The 15,851-nt window shown below is 72.2% G+C and carries 14 protein-coding genes; 3 read left to right on the forward strand and 11 right to left on the reverse strand.

Going from position 1 to position 15,851, the window contains the following annotated elements; all coding sequences use genetic code 11:
- Window positions 1-29 precede the first annotated feature (29 nt).
- The 10 genes from HD597_RS31390 to pyrG form a co-directional block, all read right to left on the reverse strand.
- Window positions 30-1,133, reverse strand: coding sequence for a prephenate dehydrogenase (locus tag HD597_RS31390; RefSeq protein ID WP_253746706.1), 1,104 nt, complete (start codon window positions 1,131-1,133; stop codon window positions 30-32).
- 90 nt (window positions 1,134-1,223) lie between these two features.
- The gene (gene aroH / locus HD597_RS31395) at window positions 1,224-1,583 is read right to left on the reverse strand and encodes a chorismate mutase (RefSeq protein ID WP_253746709.1); all 360 of its coding nucleotides are present in this window, start codon (window positions 1,581-1,583) and stop codon (window positions 1,224-1,226) included.
- A 68-nt stretch (window positions 1,584-1,651) separates the two neighbouring features.
- Window positions 1,652-3,325 carry a pseudouridine synthase gene (locus HD597_RS66035; protein WP_253746711.1) on the reverse strand — a complete coding sequence of 558 codons (1,674 nt, stop codon included), beginning with the start codon at window positions 3,323-3,325 and terminating at the stop codon, window positions 1,652-1,654.
- Entirely contained in the window at window positions 3,322-3,918 is a 597-nt protein-coding gene (scpB, locus tag HD597_RS31405) for an SMC-Scp complex subunit ScpB (protein WP_372513628.1), read from the reverse strand. Before scpB ends, HD597_RS66035 begins: the two co-directional genes overlap by 4 nt.
- A gap of 382 nt (window positions 3,919-4,300) precedes the next feature.
- Window positions 4,301-5,119, reverse strand: a complete 819-nt coding sequence (locus HD597_RS31410; RefSeq protein WP_253746712.1) for a segregation and condensation protein A — start codon at window positions 5,117-5,119, stop codon at window positions 4,301-4,303.
- Window positions 5,116-6,051, reverse strand: a complete 936-nt coding sequence (locus HD597_RS31415) for a ParA family protein (protein ID WP_372513629.1) — start codon at window positions 6,049-6,051, stop codon at window positions 5,116-5,118. Before HD597_RS31415 ends, HD597_RS31410 begins: the two co-directional genes overlap by 4 nt.
- 124 nt (window positions 6,052-6,175) lie before the next feature.
- On the reverse strand, window positions 6,176-7,081 hold the full coding sequence (locus HD597_RS31420) for a site-specific tyrosine recombinase XerD (RefSeq protein ID WP_253746716.1): 906 nt from the start codon (window positions 7,079-7,081) through the stop codon (window positions 6,176-6,178).
- A gap of 6 nt (window positions 7,082-7,087) precedes the next feature.
- Window positions 7,088-7,699: an NUDIX domain-containing protein gene (locus tag HD597_RS31425; RefSeq protein ID WP_253746718.1), complete on the reverse strand. Its 612-nt coding sequence runs from the start codon at window positions 7,697-7,699 to the stop codon at window positions 7,088-7,090.
- A 21-nt stretch (window positions 7,700-7,720) separates the two neighbouring features.
- Entirely contained in the window at window positions 7,721-8,950 is a 1,230-nt protein-coding gene (locus tag HD597_RS31430; protein ID WP_253746720.1) for a TIR domain-containing protein, read from the reverse strand.
- 86 nt (window positions 8,951-9,036) lie between these two features.
- Window positions 9,037-10,698 carry a CTP synthase gene (gene pyrG, locus HD597_RS31435; RefSeq protein WP_253746721.1) on the reverse strand — a complete coding sequence of 554 codons (1,662 nt, stop codon included), beginning with the start codon at window positions 10,696-10,698 and terminating at the stop codon, window positions 9,037-9,039.
- A 140-nt stretch (window positions 10,699-10,838) separates the two neighbouring features.
- Here pyrG and HD597_RS31440 point away from each other — a divergent pair, with 140 nt between their 5' ends.
- Genes HD597_RS31440 through HD597_RS31450 form a run of 3 tightly spaced genes read left to right on the forward strand, consistent with a single transcriptional unit; the run spans window position 10,839 to window position 13,436 of the window.
- Window positions 10,839-11,453: an acyltransferase gene (locus tag HD597_RS31440; protein WP_308210723.1), complete on the forward strand. Its 615-nt coding sequence runs from the start codon at window positions 10,839-10,841 to the stop codon at window positions 11,451-11,453.
- Window positions 11,454-11,498: 45 nt separating this feature from the next.
- Complete coding sequence (locus HD597_RS31445; RefSeq protein WP_253746725.1) at window positions 11,499-12,626, forward strand: NAD(P)H-dependent flavin oxidoreductase; 1,128 nt, start codon at window positions 11,499-11,501, stop codon at window positions 12,624-12,626.
- 45 nt (window positions 12,627-12,671) lie between these two features.
- Window positions 12,672-13,436, forward strand: coding sequence for a GntR family transcriptional regulator (locus HD597_RS31450; RefSeq protein ID WP_253746727.1), 765 nt, complete (start codon window positions 12,672-12,674; stop codon window positions 13,434-13,436).
- Between the two features lie 43 nt (window positions 13,437-13,479).
- Here the strand turns inward: HD597_RS31450 and HD597_RS31455 are convergent, their stop codons facing one another.
- Window positions 13,480-15,840 carry a GcvT family protein gene (locus HD597_RS31455; protein ID WP_253746729.1) on the reverse strand — a complete coding sequence of 787 codons (2,361 nt, stop codon included), beginning with the start codon at window positions 15,838-15,840 and terminating at the stop codon, window positions 13,480-13,482.
- Between the last annotated feature and the right edge of the window lie 11 nt (window positions 15,841-15,851).

Raw genomic sequence — 15,851 nt, forward strand, 5'->3', positions numbered from 1 at the left:
GCGGATGTGACATCGGCGCGGAGATCGCCTCAGGGGACCTGCCAGCCGCGCTCGCGCAGGGCCTCGGTGAGCGCGCCGGCCGCGTCGGGCTCCACCGACAGCTCGGCGATGCCCAGGGGCAGGCCGGGGGCGTGCTCCAGGCGCACGTCCTCGACGTTGACGCCGACCTCGTCGCACACCTGGAACAGCCGGGCGAGCTGGCCGGGGCTGTCGCCGATCACGACCTGGACGGCGGCGTAGGAGGAGGCGGGGCCGCCGTGCTTGCCGGGGATGCGGTCGTGGCCGACCACGCCGCGCTTGAGCAACTGGGTGATCTCGTTGGTGGCGGTGCCGTCGCCCTCGGCCAGGGCGCGCAGCGCGCTCGCCGCGTCGGCCAGGTCGTTGGCCACGGCCTCCAGCACCTCGGCGACCGGGGACGCGTTGCCGGACAGGATGCCCAGCCACAGCCCCGGGTCGCTGCCCGCGATCCGCGTGACGTCGCGCACGCCCTGCCCGGCCAGCCCCAGCGCGACGTCCGTGGCGTCGGCCAGGCGGGCGGCCACGGCGGAGGCGGCCACGTGCGGCGCGTGGGAGACCACGGCGACCGCGCGGTCATGGTCGGTCGCGCTGACCTCGACCGCGTTGGCGCCGCACAGCTCGATCAGCCGCAGCACCGCCGCCTTCGCCTCGGGGTCGGCCTCCTCGGTGGGGCACAGCGCCCACGGCCGCCCGAGGAACAGGTCCTCCCTGGCCGCGCCGGGCCCCGACTTCTCGCGGCCGGCCAGCGGGTGCGAGGCGACGTAGGCGGCCAGGTCGCAGCCGAGCTGCGCGGCCCGGTGGATGGGCTCGGCCTTGACGCTGGCGACGTCGGTGTAGAACCGGGCCGCGTCGATGCGCTGCAGCTCCAGCAGCTCGCTCGCCACGTACGCCGGCGGCACCGCGATGATCGCCAGGTCTGCCCGCTCGGACGCCTGCGCCGCCTGCCCGCCCTTCATCGGCTGCCACTCCTCGCCCGCGCCCAGCTCACGGGCCAGCCGCACGGCGCCCTGGTCGCGGTCGGCGAGCAGCACCCGCACCCCGCGCTTGCGCAGCGCCAGTGCCGCTGAAGTGCCGATGAGACCGGTGCCGACGACGAGCACGGTACGAAGATCCATCACGATGTCCTGATTTATCGGGTCGTACGGGCTGGTAGTGTCGCGCGGCCGGCTTGCCGCGCGCTTGAACGGGGGTGGTACGGGGGCCGGCTACTGGGCGATGTCCTGGCGCAGCGCCACCGCACCGCGCAGATAGACGTGCTGGATCTCCGAACGCGGGCGGTCGGACTCCACGTGGGCCATGAGCCGTACGACACGGGGCAGCGCCCCCGGCACGTCGATCTCGGTGCAGCAGATCAGCGGCACCTCGTGGAAGCCCAGCTTGCGCGCCGCGAGCGCCGGGAACTCGGCCGTCAGGTCGGGCGTGGCCGTGAACAACACGCTGATCACGTCGTCCGGGGACAGGCTGTTGCGCTCCATGATCGCGCTGACCAGCTCGGTCGTCCCGGAGATGACCGATTCGCGGTCGTTGGCGTCCACCTGGATCGCCCCACGGATCGCCCGCACCATGTGGTTCGTCCCTTCCATAGCCGCGAAGCCCGTGCGGAGGTTCGCACGGGCTCCTTCGTCCGGCCAGATTACAGCTTCACCGCCGCGTACAGCTCGCCGACTTCCTTCAAGCTCAGCGCCCTGACGGTGCCCGGCTTGGTCCTGCCCAGCTTCACCGGCCCGAACTCGATCCTGGCCAGGTCGATCACGCGGTGACCGGCCTCCTCCAGCATCCGCCGCACCACGTGCTTGCGCCCCTCGTGCAGCACGACCTCGACCAGCGCCTGCTGGCCGTGCTCCTGCACGATCGAGAACGCGTCGGCCCTGGCGATGCCGTCCTCCAGCTCGATGCCCTGCTTGAGCCTGCGGCCCAGGTCGCGCGGGATCGGCCCCGGCACCTTGGCCCAGTACTTCTTCTGCACGCCGTAGCTGGGGTGCGTCAGCCTGTTGGCCAGCTCGCCGTCGTTGGTGAGCAGCAGCAGGCCCTCGGTCTCGGTGTCGAGCCGGCCCACGTGGAACAGCCTCGGAGCCAGCTCCTCGACGTAGTCGGCCAGGCACGGGCGGCCCTGCGGGTCGTCCATCGTGGAGACGACGCCGATGGGCTTGTTCAGCGCGTAGTAGACCAGGTCGGGCGCGGTCGGGATGCGCTTGCCGTCCACGTGGATGACCTGCGTCGCTGGGTCGACCTTGGCGCCGAACCTCCGTACGACCTGGCCGTTCACGGTCACGCGGCCCTCGCCGATCATCTCCTCGCAGGCCCTGCGGCTGGCCACGCCCGCCTGGGCGAGCACCTTCTGCAGCCGCACGCCGCCCGGGACCTCGGTGGTGTCGCGCTCGTCGGTGTAGCCCTCGGGGAAGAGGTCGCGGTCGCGGATGGGCTGCCGCGCGGCCTTGATGCGGTCGTGCTGCGGGCTGCCGTAACCCGGCGAGCCGCCGCCGCGCCTGGCGCCGCCGCCAATGGTCTGGACGTCGTCGCGGCGCGGGGCGCGCGGCGCGCGGGCTCCGCCCTGCCGATCGTCGCCGTCGCGCCTGCCGTAGCGGGAGCGGGTCGAGCTCGTCGCCGGCCCGGGCGCGGCGTCCTCGCGACGCCCGCTCCGCCCGGCCCTGAACCCGCCGGCCCGCACGTCACGGCGGTCCTCACGGCGCTCGTCACGGCCCTCGGGACGGTAACCGCCGCCCCGCTCGTCGCGGCGGGGTGCGCGGTCGTAACGCTCACCACGCCCGTAGCGCTCCTCGCGGGCGGGACGCTCGCCACGCCCGCCGAAGCGGTCATCGCGCTCGCCACGGACCGGCCGGTCACCCCGGCCGCCGAAGCGGTCATCGCGGGCAGGCCGATCACCACGCCCGCCGAAGCGGTCATCGCGGGCAGGCCGATCACCACGCCCGCCGAAGCGGTCATCGCGCCCGCCACGGGCAGGGCGGTCGCCGCGGCCGGCGAAGCGGTCATCGCGGCCGGGCCGGTCGTCGCGGCCGAAGCGGTCGTCGCGGCTGGGACGGCCCTCGTTCTCGCCGTCGCGCCCGCCGCCGTACCGGGCGCGGCTGCCGCCCCGGTCGGCGCGCAGGGAGTCGCGGCGGGTGTCGTCGCGGAAGCCGCCCTCGCGGCGGGGGCCGCCGCCACGGGATTCGTCGTCGCGGCGGAAGCCGCCTCGGGTGCCGCCACGAGTGTCGTCGGAGCGGAAGGCGGGACGCCCGCCACGGCCGGAGCCGCCCGCGCGTCCACGACCGCGTCCATCACCGGACGGGGTGCTGCGCCTGTTGATCACTTTGTTGTCTCCTCGAGATTCTCCACGTCGTCCGGGAGGAAGGGCGCGAGCTCGGGGAGCTCGCTCAGGTCCCGCAGTCCCAGACGTTCAAGGAAGTATGAGCTTGTCCGGTAGAGCACTGCCTGGCTCTCCGGGTCGGTGCCGGCCTCTTCGACCAGCCCCCTGGCGACGAGCGTCCGCATGACGCCGTCGCTGTTGACGCCGCGCACCGCGGCGACGCGGGCACGGCTCACCGGCTGCCGGTAGGCCACGACCGCGAGTGTCTCCAGCGCGGCCTGGGTCAGCCGCGTCTGCTGGCCGTCGCGTACGAATCGCTCGACCAGTGGCGCGCAGTCGGCTCGCGTGTAGAACCGCCAGCCACCCGCGACTTCTCTCAAGTCAAAACCCCGCCCGGCGGCGGTGTATTCCGCCGTCAGTGCGCGAAGAGCGGCACTCACCTCGTGTGTGGGCCGTTCCAGCACCTGGGCGAGGGTCACCTCGGCGACGGGCTCGTCCACCACGAGCAGGATAGCCTCCAACGCCGCCTCCAGCGTCGGCCCCGCCTCACTCCCGACGGCCCCATGGGCCTCGGCGGCCTCCTCCGCCCCACCCACGACGTCGGCAGGGTCGACCTCCACCGCACCCGCGACGTCGGCCGGTTCCGCCTCCGCCGCACCTGCAGCCTCGGCGGGCGCCCACTCCACGGCAGCGGTCTCGGACGGCTCCAGAGCGCGCGCGGCCTCGGCCGCGTCCGGGGCATCGCCCTCCTCGGCCTCCACCTCGGCGTCCACCGCGGCCTCCACTACGGCCTCCGCCGCAGCCGCCGGTGTGTCCACCTCCTCGGACACCCCCGTCACGCCTGGCCCCTGCGACTCGGGGTCCTCGGCTTCCACCTCGGGCGCGCCCGGCTGGGCGAGGGAGCCCGGGAGGGTCATCCAGACGGGCAGGGGCGGCTCCGAGTCGGGGGAGCGGCGGGGGTTGGGCAGCGGGTTGTCGTCAGTCATGGGATGGTTTCTCCGCGGATTCCTCGTAGTCGTCGCCCACCGCGACGTCCCCCTCGTCGGAGCCCGTCCACGTCACGTGCAGGTCACCCAGCGGCTCGATCTGCTCGAACGTCACCGCCGACTCCCGGAAGAGCTCCAGCACGGCCAGGAACCGCGCGATGACCTCGATGGTGCCGTCGCAGTCGGCGACCAGCGCCCGGAAGGTGGCGCGCCGGAGCCGGCGCAGGTGCATGACGAGGATCGCCGCCTGCTCCTTGACGCTGGCCAGCGGCTGGTAGACGTGCCCCAGGTTGACGGTGGGCGGCAGCTTGGGGGTGAAGGCCTTGGCGGCGATGCGGGCGAGCTGCTCGGGGCCGATGCCGAGGATCAGCTCGGGCAGCAGGTTGGCGAACTGCTCCTCCAGCCCCACGGTGCGGGGGAAGCGCAGCGCCTCCTCCGCCATCCGCCCGGCGAAGACCTTGGCCACCTCTTTGTACGCCTTGTACTGCAGCAGCCGGGCGAACAGCAGGTCCCTGGCCTCCAGCAGCGCCAGGTCCTCCTCGTCCTCCACCTCGCCGGTGGGCAGCAGGCGGGCCGCCTTGAGGTCGAGCAGGGTGGCCGCGACCAGCAGGAAGTGGCTGGTCTGGTCGAGATCCCACTCGGGGCCGCGCGAGCGGATGTAGGAGATGAACTCGTCGGTGACCTTGGAGAGCGAGACCTCGGTGATGTCGAGCTTGTGCTTGGCGATGAGGCCGAGGAGCAGGTCGAACGGACCCTCGAAGACGTCCAGGTGGACCTGGAAGCCCTGGGGCGGCGGCTGCTCGGTGGTCACCTGGCCATTGTCGCAGGCGCCGGCCAGCGCGAGAGCACCTCGCGGGCCAGCTCACGGTAGGCGTTCGCGCCGAGGGACGACGGGTCGAACGTGGTGATCGGCTCACCGGCCACCGTCGCGTCGGGGAAGCGCACCGTGCGGTTGATCACCGTGTGGAACACCTTGTCGCCGAACGCCTCCACGACGCGGGCCAGCACCTCGCGGCCGTGCAGGGTGCGGGCGTCGTACATGGTGGCCAGCAGGCCCTCGATCTCGAGCTCCTCGTTGAGCCGCTCCTGGACCTTGGAGATGGTGTCCATGAGCAGGGCGACGCCGCGCAGGGCGAAGAACTCGCACTCCAGCGGCACCATCACGCCGTGGGCGCAGGTCAGCGCGTTGATCGTGAGCAGGCCGAGCGACGGCTGGCAGTCGATGAGGCACACGTCGTAGTGCGGCAGCAGCGGCTTGATGACGCGGCCGAGCACCTGCTCGCGGGCGACCTCGGTGACGAGCTGCACTTCCGCGGCCGACAGGTCGATGTTGCTGGGCAGCAGGTCGAGGCCCTCGACGCCGGTCTGCAGCAGCACCTCTTCGGCGGTGACGCCGCGCTCCATGAGCAGGTTGTAGACGGTCAGGTCGAGCTGGAGCGGGTTGATGCCCAGGCCGACGGACAGGGCGCCCTGGGGGTCGAAGTCGACCAGCAGCACCTTGAGGCCGCATTCGACGAGCGCGGCGCCCAGGTTGATGGTGGTGGTGGTCTTGCCGACGCCACCCTTCTGGTTGACCATCGCGACCACGCGCGCCGGGCCGTGCACCGCCGGCGGCACCGGCTCCGGGAACACCGGCCGGGGCCGCTGTGTCGGGCCGAGATTGACGCCGTTGGAAGGCGCGTTGGTCTTCGTGTCGCCCCAGGGGTTGTCGGGGGTCCCCGGGGTCGAACCCTTGGTCGTCACAGTCACCAGCTCGAACCTCCCTGACGATCCCGAACCGGACCGTCCGGACGGACACTATGGCGTCACCACTTAACGCGGCAAGGCGGCACGCCGTGGGCCGGCGCACGTCCCAAAAGACTATAGATCACTGCCGGGCGCGTGGATGCGCCGCGGCGTAGACCTCGCGGAGTTTGTCGACCGTGACCAGGGTGTAGACCTGAGTGGTCGTCACAGAGGCATGGCCGAGCAACTCCTGTACCACCCTAACGTCAGCGCCGCCGTCGATCAGGTGGGTTGCGAAGGAATGCCGGAGTACGTGGGGGCTTATCCCGTCGAGTCCGGCGCGCTCGGCGGCGGCCTGGAGCACCTCCCAGGCTCCCTGCCTGGTCAGGCGGCCACCGCGGGCGTTGAGGAAGACCGCGGGGGTGCCGCGTCCGTGGGCCAGCAGCCCGGGCCGGGCCCGTACGAGGTAGGCGTCCAGCGCCGATCGGGCGTATCTCCCCAGGGGCACGACGCGGGTGCGGCCGCCCTTGCCGTGCAGGCGCACCTGGTCGTCCTCCAGGTCGTCCACGGCCAGCCCGACGGCCTCGGAGATGCGGGCGCCGGTGCCGTACAGGACCTCCAGGAGGGCGCGGTTGCGCAGGGTGAGGGGCGCGCCGTCGGGGCCGGAGGCGGCGATGAGGCGCTCGACCTCGTCCACGCCGATGGCCTTGGGCAGCCGGCGGAGCTGGCGCGGCGGGCGTACCTGGTGGGCGGGGTCGTGGGCCGTGACGCCTTCGCGCAGGGCGAACCGGTGCAGGCCGCGTACGGCGGAGACGGCGCGGGCGGCGGAGCTGGCGACCAGGGCGGGGTGCTCGCCGTCGCCCTCGCGCAGCGCGGCCAGGAAGGCCAGCACGTCGGCCTCGCCCACCTCGCCCAGCTCCAGGCGGCCGCGCGCCTGGAGGTGCTCGAAGTATCGGCGCAGGTCACGACGGTAGGACGCGAGCGTGTTGGCGGCCAGGCCGCGTTCCACGGCCAGGTGGGCGAGGTAGCTGGAGAGCACCGCCTCCACGTGAAGTCACTCCTCAGGTGCGTCGGCGGGCCGCAACCGCGCGAATCCCTCAGCCGAAGCCATGTACGCGGCGAGGATACCCGCCACGGTCGGGGAATTGTGGATCATCCCCGAGAGTACGCGCTGAACCGCCTCCTCCAGTGGCATCCACACGGTCGGCATGTCGGCCTCCTCGTGCATGCGCACATAGTGGTTCTCCTCGGGGGGAATGGCGCTCAGGCCCCGGGCGAGGAAGACGCGCGAGCGCTCGTCCGACGCGCCGGGAGTGATGAACAGGTCGAGCAGCGTGTGCCAGGTGTCCGCGCGGTAGCCGGTCTCCTCGGCCAGCTCGCGTGCCGCCAGGTCGACCAGCGGCTCGCCGGGGCGGTCGCGCAGCCCGGCGGGGACCTCCCACAGCAGGTGCCTGACGGCGTGCCGGTACTGGCGCAGCAGCAGCACGCGCCCGCGTTCGTCCAGCGCGACGACGACGACCGAGCCCGGGTGGGAGATCAGGTCCCGCTCGGCCACCTCTCCGTCCGGCATGCGGACCGCGTCCGTGGTGACCTTCAGCAACCTGGTGCGCAGACGCTCGGTGGAGGAGACGACCTCCCACTTGTCTGCCGTGTCGCGAACGTGCATTCGCCCACCGTAACGCGGAGATCAAGCAAGTCGCACGGCGACCTCTCGGGCGACGATGTCAAGATCTTCCTGTGCGTAGCAGGAGATGTAGATCTCCCGCACGTCAGGCACCAGCTCCGTGGTGTCGACCAGACCCTCGATGATCGGCCGGATCACCTCGGAGGTCTCGGCCCCGCCCTGCCCCGTGCCGAACAGGGGCAGGATCACGCTGCGCAGCCTGCCGTCGCCGAGGGCGGCGAGGCGTTCCTGCTCGGCCCGCTGCGGCGTGGCCGGAGGGGAGAACACCCCTTCGGCGGCGTTGATGTCGGAAAGGACGGCCATGACGGACCGGACCGCCGCCTGGATCTGGTGGGGGTGCTTGTAGGGAATGACCTTGCTCTCGGCGTCCACCGCCTGGACGGCGGCGACGTGCAGGATCGCCCGCGCCCGGTTGACCTTCGCCAAGTCGCTGCCGGGGCCGCCCGCGCTGGTGGCGAACGCCTCCCCCGCCTGCACCGGCCTGCCGCGCTCGCGTAGCTGCCAGTCCAGCTCCTGCTGGATGGTGTCGACGTACAGCCCGGCCTTGATCGTCGCGCCGCGCCGGCGCAGCAGCGACGAGACGGTGTGGCTCTCGAAGAACCGCGCCATCTGCATGTAGTCGTTCTCGGGGTTGACCAGAGCGTCGATGCCCCTGACCCGGGCGATGTCGCCGCTGGCCAGGTGAAGGGCCACGCCGCCCGGCAGCTCGAAGCCGGCGGCCCGCTGGTCGTCCCTGGCCTTGGTGCGGCGGGGCCGCCGCCTGCCCTGCCGCTCGGCGGTGGCGCGGGCGCCGTGGTCCAGCGCTCCGGCCAGCTCCAGGATGAGGGCGTCGCCGCGGGCCAGGGCGATGTTGCGGGTCATCACGTACTGCCGGTCGGCCAGGTTGAGCGCCTTGACCTCGGCGACCATCTCCTCGTCGGAGAGCTCGAAGCCGAGCGGCACGATCGCCAGGCCGAGCGCGGTCGCCAGGGCGAGCTCCCGGCGGACCCACTCCGATCGGGACGTTCCAGGGCCGATCAGCACCAGGAGCACGTCGCTCGCCAGGATCTGGCGGTAGATCTCGGTCTCCCACCGCATCCCCGCCATCAGCGCGGCGTCGTCCATCCACGGCTCGTACTCTTCGTGCTGCGCCAGGATGTAGTGCAGGATCTCGGCCTTGGTGTTGTCCTGGACGACCTGCACACCCTCCTCCTGCCGGAGGAGGCGTTTCTTGTAGCAGATGAAGACGCGCATCGAGCCCGCCCCTTGGCCACGGTTGTATGCCGCGATACTGCCAGAGACGGGCCCGGGTCGGCTACTGCCGTCCGCCTTGCCCGCAGTCAGTTGACCGTCTGGACCACGCGGCTGTCGGCGTAGGCGAGGGCGGCGTTGATGAGCCCCTTGAACATCGGGTTGGCCCGGGTGGGCCGGGAGCGGAACTCGGGGTGGGCCTGGGTGCCGATGAAGAACGGGTGCACGTCGGTCGGCAGCTCGGTGTACTCGACCAGGCGGCCGTCGGGCGACAGGCCGGAGAAGACCAGGCCGACCTGCTCGAGCTGCTCGCGGTAGGCGTTGTTGACCTCGTAGCGGTGGCGGTGGCGCTCGTCGGCCTTGGCCTTGCCGCCGTAGAGCTGCCTGGCCAGGGTGCCCTCGCCGAGTTTGGCGGTGTAGCTGCCCAGGCGCATGGTGCCGCCCATGTCGCGTTCGCCGGCGACGACGTCCTCCTGGTCGGCCATGGTGGAGATGACCGGGTGCTTGGTGTCGGGGTCGAACTCGGCGGAGTTGGCGGCCTCGATGCCGGCCATGTTCCTGGCGGCCTCGATGACCATGCCCTGCATGCCGAGGCAGATGCCGAGCAGCGGGATCTTGTTCTCGCGGGCGTGGCGGATCGCGCCGATCTTGCCCTCGATGCCGCGGACGCCGAAGCCGCCGGGGATGAGCACGCCGTCCACGCCGTCGAGCTCGCGCTCGGCGCCCTCGGGCGTCTCGCAGTCGTCGCTCTTGACCCAGCGGATGTTGACGCGGGCGTCGTTGGCGAAGCCGCCGGCGCGCAGCGCCTCGGTGACCGACAGGTACGCGTCGGGCAGGTCGATGTACTTGCCGACGAGCGCGACCGTGACCTCCTTGGCGGGCCGGTGAACGCGGCGCAGGAGCTGCTCCCACTCCTTCCAGTCGACGTCGCGGAAGGGCAGGCCGAGGCGGCGCACGACGTAGGCGTCGAGGCCCTCGGAGTGCAGCACCTTGGGGATGTCGTAGATCGAGGCCGCGTCCACGGCGGAGACGACGGCGTCCTCGTCGACGTCGCACATCAGGCTGATCTTGCGCTTGATGGCCGCCTGCACGGGGCGGTCGGAGCGCAGCACGATCGCGTCGGGCTGGATGCCGATGCTGCGCAGCGCCGACACGCTGTGCTGGGTGGGCTTGGTCTTCAGCTCGCCGGACGGGCCGATGTACGGCAGCAGCGACACGTGCAGGAAGAACACGTTGTCGCGCCCGACCTCGTGCCTGATCTGGCGCACGGCCTCCAGGAACGGCAGCGACTCGATGTCGCCGACCGTGCCGCCGACCTCGGTGATGACGACGTCCACGTCAGGGCCGGCCATCCCCCGGATCCGGTCCTTGATCTCGTTGGTGATGTGCGGGATGACCTGGACGGTGTCGCCCAGGTACTCGCCCCGCCGCTCCTTGGCGATGACGTTGGAGTACACCTGCCCGGTGGTCACGTTGGCCGAGCCGTGCAGGTGGGTGTCGAGGAACCGCTCGTAGTGGCCGACGTCGAGGTCGGTCTCGGCACCGTCGTCGGTGACGAACACCTCGCCGTGCTGGAACGGGTTCATGGTGCCGGGGTCGACGTTGAGGTAAGGGTCGAGCTTCTGCATGGTGACCCTGAGACCGCGCCCTTTGAGCAGGCGACCGAGGCTGGATGCCGTGAGCCCCTTGCCGAGACTGGAGGCGACACCGCCGGTGACGAACAGATGCTTGGTTTGCGATGCGCTGCGCAAAGGGGCTCCCGTGGCTCGAGGTGTGGTCGAAGTGTCCACGGGCTCTCAGGATATCAAACAACGCCCCTCACATGCCTGAACGGCATGACCTAGCGGTAACTTTGGTCCCTATGTCAGTAGTTCGGCGGGCTTTGGGCGCGTTGATTCACCGTACCTACGCGGCGATCCGGCACGCCGGTGAGATTTCTCCGGCCAGTCCCGCCGGCTACCGATTCCGCCGGCTCGGCCCCGGGGTCAGCATCGCGTTCCCCCCTGGCGCGATCTTCGGCGAGCAGTGGATCGAGATCGGTGACCACACGCTCATCGGGGAGCGGGTGTCGATGTCGTGCGGCATGGTCCCCGACCGGGATCTCGGCCCCGACACGATCCTGCGGATCGGCGCGAGCTGCTCGATCGGCCGGGGCTCGCACATCGTCGCGCACCAGTCGGTCGAGATCGGCGACGACGTCTTCACCGGCCCGTACGTCTACATCACCGACCAGAACCACGTCTACGACGACCCGGACATCCCCATCGGGCGGCAGTGGCCGCGCAACAGCCCGGTCTCCATCGGCTCCGGCTCCTGGCTGGGCACGGGCGCGATCATCCTGCCGGGCACCACGCTGGGACGCCAGTGCGTGGTGGCGGGCGGCGCCGTGGTGCGCGGCGAGTTCCCCGACCACAGCGTGGTCGCGGGGGTGCCCGCCAAGCGCGTGCGCGGCTACACGCCGGAGCTCGGCTGGCACGCGCCGATCACGCTGGACACCTTCCCCTGAGTCACCCTCTGGACCGAACAAGGTTCTGACAGTTAGCGTCGTTCCATGCGGACCGCCATCTGTGAGCGTTTGGGCATCGAGTTCCCGTTGTTCGCCTTCAGCCACTGCCGCGACGTGGTGGCCGCCGTGACGAACGCGGGCGGTTTCGGGGTGCTGGGCGCGGTCGCGTACTCGCCCGAGCAGCTCGACACGGAGCTGACCTGGCTGGACGAACGGGTGGGCGGCCGCCCGTACGGCGTGGACGTGCTCGTCCCGGGCAAGATCGACGCCTCCGCGCTCGACCGGCGCACGCACCTCATGGAGGCCGTCCCCGACCGCCACCGCGACTTCGTCACCCATCTGCTGGCCAAGTACGGCGTCAGCGCCCCGGGCCAGCCCATGACGGCGGTGGCCGACGAGTTCGGCAGGAGGGTGACGGCGGCCGGGGCGACCGGGCTGATCGACGTGGCGCTCAAGCACCGCATCGGGCTGATCGCCAGCGCCCTGGGGCCGCCGCCGCCCGAGATGGTCTCCAGGGCCAGGGAGGCCGGGGTGCCGGTGGCCGCGCTGGTGGGCACGGTCGAGCACGCCCGCAGGCAGGTGGCGGCGGGCGCGGACCTCATCGTGGCGCAGGGCACGGAGGCGGGCGGTCACACCGGTGACGTCTCCACGATGGTGCTGGTCCCGCAGGTCGTGGACGCGGTCGCGCCGGTCCCGGTGCTGGCGGCGGGCGGGATCGCGTCGGGACGGCAGATGGCGGCGGCCATGGCGCTCGGGGCCGAAGGCGTGTGGTGCGGCTCGGTGTGGCTGACGACCGAGGAGGCCGAGACGGCGCCGGCGGTCAAGGCCAAGTTCCTGGCGGCGTCGTCGCTGGACACGGTCAGGTCGCGCTCCCGTACGGGAAAGCCGGCCCGCCAGCTCAAGTCCGCCTGGACCGAGGAGTGGGACTCCGGCCAGGAGAGCCCGGGCGCTCTGGGGATGCCGCTGCAGATGCTGCTGGCCGAGGGCGCGATGGCGCGCATCGGGACGGCGGCCGAGAAGGGCGAGCCGGGAGCGGTGGAGCTGGTCAACTACTTCGTGGGGCAGGTCGTGGGCCAGCTCGACCAGGTGAGACCGGCCAAGGACGTGGTCTACGACATGATCGGCGAGTTCGGCGAGGCGATCGAGCGGCTGCACCGGCTGTCTGCGGAGTGAGACCCGGGCGTTTGCCCGTTCTTTCCCAGAAGGTAACCTGCGCCTGTGGTCGGGACTCCGCCTGAGCTGGAACGCGGCACCGGCGTCCCGGCGCACGCCCAGATCGAGCGCTGGCTGCTGGCCTCGATCGCGGCCGGCGAGCTGGTGCCGGGCGACCGGTTGCCCGGTGAGCGGGAGCTGGCCGGGCGGCTCGGCGTGAGCAGGATGACGCTGAGGCAGGCGCTGGCCTCCCTGGAGCGCGACGGCGTGCTGCTGCGCGTGCCCGGCAGGTCGGGCGGCGCCTTCGTCGCCGAGCCCGGCCCCGGCCCGCGCGTCGACTGCGACCTGACCGGGCTGGCCGGGTTCACCGAGCAGATGCGCCGCGCCCACCTGCGGGCCGAGGCGCGGATCCTGCGGGCCGCGACGGTGCCCGCGCCCGCCGCCGCGGCCGTGGCGCTGGGCGTCGCGCCCGGCTCGCCGGTGCACGAGGTGGCGCGGGTGCGCTCGGCGGGCCGGTCGCCGGTGGCGCTGGAGCGCTCGTACTTCCCCGACCTGCCCGGCCTGCTCGACCAGGACCTCACCGGCTCGCTGTACGCGCTGCTGGCCGCCCGGTACGACCTGGAGCCGCGCACCGCGGTCGAGCACCTCGACCCGGTGATCGCCCAGCCGGCCGAGGCCGCCGAGCTGGGCATCGAGCCGGGCGCGCCGCTGATGCTGATCGAGCGCACCGCCTACGCGGCGGGCGGCACGCCGGTGGAGTACGCGCTCGACCTGTTCCGCCCCGACCGCGTCCGCATCTCGGTACGCAGCGGCGTCACGGAGCCCGCCTGAGGGGCGGCCCGCGTCACGGGCACGCCTGGGGACGCGGGCCCGATCACGGCACCAGCGGGCCCTTGACGACCACCCCCGGCACCCACCGTCCTTCCACCTCGACCTCGACCGGCGTCCCCGGCTCGGCCTCCAGGTAGGCGTAGGCGATCGACTCCCGCGCGGTGTACCCGTAACCGCCGGAGGTCACCCGGGCCTCCACCCGCCCGTCCACGCGCACCGGCTCGTTGCCCAGCGCGACGGCGCGCGGATCGCGCAGCGTCAGGCAGCGCAGCCGCCGCGCGGGCGCGGGGTCGAGGGCGTCCCTGCCGAGGAAGTCCTTGTCGTTCTTGACGCAGAACCCCAGCCCCGCCTCGTACGGCGTCGTCTCGGGCCCGATGTCGGCCCCCCACACCCGGTACCCCTTCTCCAGCCGCAGGCTGTCGATGGCCTTGTACCCCCCGGCCACCAGCCCGTACGGCTCCCCCGCCCGCCACAGCGTCTGCCAGAGCCCGAGCCCGTACTCGCTGGAGCAGTACAGCTCCCACCCGTGCTCCCCCACGAACGTCACCCGCAGCGCCAGCACCGGCACGTCCCCCACGGTGAGCTCGCGCGCGGCCATGAAGGGGAAGTCCAGCGGGTCGGGAGTCAGCCCGCCCAGCACCTCCTGGGCCCGCGGCCCCCACAGCGCGAAGCACGCGTACTGCCCGGTCACGTCCGCGATCCGGGCTCTGGACCCGGTGTGCGCGGCCTGCTTGCGCAGCCAGCCCAGGTCGTGCGCGCCGAACGCGGTGCCGGTGACGATCAGGAACTCCTCCTCGCCGCGCCGGGTGACGGTGAAGTCGCACTCGATGCCGCCGCGCCGGTTGAGCGCCTGCGTGTACGTGACGGCGCCCACGTGCCTGGCGACCCGGTTGTCGCACACCCGTTCCAGCAGCGCGGCGGCGTCGGGCCCGGTGACCTCGATCTTGGCGAACGAGCTCTCGTCGAACAGCCCGGCGGCCGTGCGCGTGGCCCGGTGCTCGGCGCCGATCGCGGACGACCACAGCCGCCCGGCCCACCCGTGCGGGCGCTCCTCCTCGCCGGGAAGCTCGTTGGCGGCGTAGTGGTTGACCCGCTCCCACCCGGACTTCTCGCCGAAGACGGCCCCGTGGCCGGCGTGCCAGCCGTAGGCGGGCGAGACCCGCAGCGGCCGGCCCGCCGACCGCTCGTGACCGGGGTAGCGGATGTCGTAGTACGTCTCGTAGTTCTCGACCGCCCGCTTGATCGTGTACGACGGCGAGCGGTAGTGGCGGCCGAAGCGGCGCACGTCCATGTGCCACAGGTCCATGCTGGGCTCGCCCTCGACGATCCACTCGGCCATCACCTTGCCGATGCCGCCCGCGCCCGCGATGCCGTGGGCGCAGAAGCCTGCGGCGACGAAGAACCCGGCGACCTCGGTCTCCCCGAGGCAGAACTCGTTGTCGGGGGTGAACGCCTCGGGCCCGTTGATCAGCTTTCGGATGCCGACGTCGGCCATGGCGGGCACGCGGACGCGGGAGTTGTCGGAGATCTCCTCGAACCTCGGCCAGTCCTCCGGCAGGAGGCGGCCGTTGAAGTCGCCGGGCACCGCGTCGTAGGCGCCTGGGCCGGCCGTCCAGGGCGCGCACTGGCGCTCGTATCCGCCCATGACCAGGCCCTGGACCTCCTGGCGGTAGTAGACGAGCAGGTCGGGGTCGCGCAGGGTGGGCAGGCCGGTGTGGTCGTGGAAGGCGTCGCTGACGACGTACTGGTGCGACATGGGCACGATCGGGACCCGCACGCCGGCCATGCGGCCGATCTCGGCCGCGAACATGCCGCCGCAGTTGACCACGATCTCGCACGCGATGTCGCCCTGGTCGGTGCGCACGCCCGTGACCCGGCCGCGCTCGACGGTGACGCCGAGCACGCGGGTGCGGGTGCGCACGGTGACGCCGCCCTCGCGGGCGCGGGTGGCCAGGGCGTAGCAGAGCTGGGAGGGGTCGATCTGACCGTCGGTGGGCAGGTACGCCGCGCCGACCACGCCCTCCGGGTCCATGAGCGGGAACAGGTCCACGGCCTCGGCCACGGAGATCTCCTCCAGCGGCAGCCCGAACGTGCGCGCCCAGCCGATCTGGCGGCGGATCTCCGCCATCCGCTCGGGCGTGGAGGCGAGCTTGATGCCGCCGCACTCGGTCCATCCGGCGTCGAGGGTGCGGTAGAGCTCGACGGAGTACTGGTTCATCCGGGTCAGCGTGGGATCGGCGCGCAGCTGACCGACGAGCCCGGCGGAGTGGAAGGTGGAGCCGCTGGTGAGCTCGTCCCGCTCCAGCAGGACGACGTCACGTTCGCCGAGTCGGGTGAGGTGGTAGGCGACGGACGCGCCGCCCACCCCGCCGCCGATGATCACGATCCGGGCCGAGTCGCTCATGGTCGCGAGGC

The organism is Nonomuraea thailandensis (assembly GCF_024172165.1).
Classification (GTDB): domain Bacteria; phylum Actinomycetota; class Actinomycetes; order Streptosporangiales; family Streptosporangiaceae; genus Nonomuraea; species Nonomuraea thailandensis.

Excerpts from the sequence above, each read along its gene's own strand:
- HD597_RS31390 (WP_253746706.1), bottom strand. The coding sequence starts at position 1,133 with ATGGATCTTCGTACCGTGCTCGTCGTCGGCACCGGTCTCATCGGCACT.
- aroH (WP_253746709.1), bottom strand. The coding sequence starts at position 1,583 with ATGGTGCGGGCGATCCGTGGGGCGATCCAGGTGGACGCCAACGACCGC.
- HD597_RS31425 (WP_253746718.1), bottom strand. The coding sequence starts at position 7,699 with ATGCACGTTCGCGACACGGCAGACAAGTGGGAGGTCGTCTCCTCCACC.
- HD597_RS31430 (WP_253746720.1), bottom strand. The coding sequence starts at position 8,950 with ATGCGCGTCTTCATCTGCTACAAGAAACGCCTCCTCCGGCAGGAGGAG.
- HD597_RS31445 (WP_253746725.1), top strand. The coding sequence starts at position 11,499 with ATGCGGACCGCCATCTGTGAGCGTTTGGGCATCGAGTTCCCGTTGTTC.
- HD597_RS31455 (WP_253746729.1), bottom strand. The coding sequence starts at position 15,840 with ATGAGCGACTCGGCCCGGATCGTGATCATCGGCGGCGGGGTGGGCGGC.